General features: G+C 50.4%; 2 rRNA genes. Both read left to right on the forward strand.

The features are described 5' to 3' along the window. Positions 1-153 precede the first annotated feature (153 nt). Positions 154-3073, forward strand: a 23S ribosomal RNA gene (locus FC82_RS06870). 68 nt (positions 3074-3141) lie between these two features. Further along, positions 3142-3254: ribosomal RNA gene (rrf, locus tag FC82_RS06875) — 5S ribosomal RNA — on the forward strand; the annotation flags it as partial.

Raw genomic sequence — 3254 nt, forward strand, 5'->3', positions numbered from 1 at the left:
TGGTTCTTTGAAAACTAGATAATATCAATTTTCTTTTATTAATTAATAATTTCATTTTAATTAAGCCGAGAACACCGCGTTATTTTGAGTTTTTTATTAGTAGTTAAACTACTTCGCATATACTCAATTAACTGAAATCACGTTAGTGATTTAGGTTAAGTTAACAAGGGCGCATGGTGAATGCCTTGGCACTAGGAGCCGATGAAGGACGGGACTAACACCGATATGCTTCGGGGAGCTGTACGTAAGCTTTGATCCGGAGATTTCCGAATGGGGAAACCCAGCCATCTTAACCGATGGTTATTGCTTAGTGAATACATAGCTAAGTAAAGGCAGACGTGGGGAACTGAAACATCTAAGTACCCACAGGAAGAGAAAGCAATTGCGATTCCCATAGTAGCGGCGAGCGAAGTGGGAACAGCCCAAACCAGGAAGCTTGCTTCCTGGGGTTGTAGGACTGAACATTTGAGTTACCAAAGTCGTTGGTAGTTGAACAGGTTGGGAAACCTGGCCACAGAGGGTGAGAGCCCCGTAAACGAAACCGACGACCCTCAGTTCAGGATCCTGAGTACGGCCAGACACGTGAAACCTGGTCGGAATCCGGGAGGACCATCTCCCAAGGCTAAATACTCCCTAGTGACCGATAGTGAACCAGTACCGTGAGGGAAAGGTGAAAAGCACCCCGGAAGGGGAGTGAAATAGTTCCTGAAACCATGTGCCTACAATTAGTTGGAGCCCGTTAATGGGTGACAGCGTGCCTTTTGTAGAATGAACCGGCGAGTTACGCTAACATGCAAGGTTAAGTCGCAGAGACGGAGCCGCAGCGAAAGCGAGTCTGAAACGGGCGTTTCAGTATGTTGGTGTAGACCCGAAACCAGGTGACCTACCCATGTCCAGGGTGAAGGTGCGGTAAAACGCACTGGAGGCCCGAACCCGTGTACGTTGAAAAGTGCTGGGATGAGGTGTGGGTAGCGGTGAAATTCCAAACGAACTTGGAGATAGCTGGTTCTCTCCGAAATAGCTTTAGGGCTAGCCTCGGAATTGAGAATCGTGGAGGTAGAGCCACTGTTTGGACTAGGGGCCCGTCATGGGTTACTGAATTCAGATAAACTCCGAATGCCACAGATTTATATCCGGGAGTCAGACGGTGAGTGATAAGATCCATCGTCGAAAGGGGAACAGCCCAGACCACCAATTAAGGTCCCTAAGTGTATCCTAAGTGGAAAAGGCGGTGAAGTTGCATAGACAGCTAGGATGTTGGCTCAGAAGCAGCCACCATTTAAAGAGTGCGTAATAGCTCACTAGCCGAGTGATTTTGCGCCGAAAATGTACCGGGGCTAAGGATACCACCGAAATTGTGGATGTGACCATTAGGTCACGTGATAGGAGAGCGTTCTAAGGGCGGTGAAGCTAGATCGTAAGGACTAGTGGAGCGCTTAGAAGTGAGAATGCCGGTATGAGTAGCGAAAGATCAGTGAGAATCTGATCCACCGAATGACTAAGGTTTCCTGGGGAAGGCTCGTCCTCCCAGGGTTAGTCGGGACCTAAGCTGAGGCCGAAAGGCGTAAGCGATGGCTAACAGGTTGAGATTCCTGTACTAGTAAAGTGTGTTTGAACGATGGAGGGACGCAGTAGGCTAAGCCGTGCGCACGATTGGAAATGTGCGTTCAAGCAGCAAGTCAGGTTACCAGTCAAATGCTGGCAGCCGGGTTGACAAGCTGTGATGAGGACCGAATTTAAGTAGGGAAGTGGCCGATGTCACACTGCCGAGAAAAGCTTCTAGTGAATACTTTATTACCCGTACCGCAAACCGACACAGGTAGTCGAGGAGAGTATCCTAAGGTGTGCGAGTGAACTCTTGTTAAGGAACTCGGCAAAATGACCCCGTAACTTCGGGAGAAGGGGTGCTGCACGCAAGTGCAGCCGCAGTGAAAAGGCTCAGGCGACTGTTTATCAAAAACACAGGTTTCTGCAAAATCGTAAGATGACGTATAGGGGCTGACGCCTGCCCGGTGCTGGAAGGTTAAGTGGATGAGTTAGCTTCGGCGAAGCCCAGAAATGAAGCCCCAGTAAACGGCGGCCGTAACTATAACGGTCCTAAGGTAGCGAAATTCCTTGTCGGGTAAGTTCCGACCCGCACGAAAGGCGTAACGATCTGAGCACTGTCTCAACAAGAGACTCGGTGAAATTATAGTACCTGTGAAGATGCAGGTTACCCGCGACAGGACGGAAAGACCCCATGGAGCTTTACTGTAGCTTGATATTGGGTGTTGACACAACTTGTACAGGATAGGTCGGAGCCGTAGAGGCCGGAACGCTAGTTTCGGCAGAGGCGCTGGTGGGATACGACCCTTGTTGTGTGAACACTCTAACCCGCACCACTCAGCGTGGTGGGAGACAGTGTCAGGTGGGCAGTTTGACTGGGGCGGTCGCCTCCTAAAAAGTAACGGAGGCGCCCAAAGGTTCCCTCAGAATGGTTGGAAATCATTCGTAGAGTGTAAAGGCAGAAGGGAGCTTGACTGCGAGACAGACAGGTCGAGCAGGGACGAAAGTCGGGCTTAGTGATCCGGTGGTACCGTATGGAAGGGCCATCGCTCAACGGATAAAAGCTACCCTGGGGATAACAGGCTTATCTCCCCCAAGAGTCCACATCGACGGGGAGGTTTGGCACCTCGATGTCGGCTCATCGCATCCTGGGGCTGTAGTCGGTCCCAAGGGTTGGGCTGTTCGCCCATTAAAGCGGTACGCGAGCTGGGTTCAGAACGTCGTGAGACAGTTCGGTCCCTATCCGTCGCGGGCGTAGGAAATTTGAGAGGAGCTGTTCCTAGTACGAGAGGACCGGAATGGACACACCGCTGGTGTATCAGTTGTGCCGCCAGGCGCATTGCTGAGTAGCTATGTGTGGATGAGATAAACGCTGAAAGCATCTAAGTGTGAAACTCGCCTCAAGATGAGATTTCCCATTCCTTTATGGAAGTAAGACCCCTGAGAGATGATCAGGTAGATAGGCTAGAAGTAGAAGTACAGTGATGTATGGAGCGGACTAGTACTAATCGGTCGAGGACTTAACCAAGTAAGACAACGGTCGTTGTCGGCAAGAAAATGATATTATCTAGTTTTGAGAGCATCAGTTCTCAATAGTGTGGTGGCGATAGCCTGAAGGATACACCTGTTCCCATGCCGAACACAGAAGTTAAGCTTCAGCACGCCAAGAGTAGTTGGGGGATCGCCCCCTGCGAGGGTAGGACGTTGCC

The sequence above is a fragment of the Secundilactobacillus collinoides DSM 20515 = JCM 1123 genome, from assembly GCF_001435975.1.
GTDB classification, from domain to species: Bacteria; Bacillota; Bacilli; order Lactobacillales; family Lactobacillaceae; genus Secundilactobacillus; species Secundilactobacillus collinoides.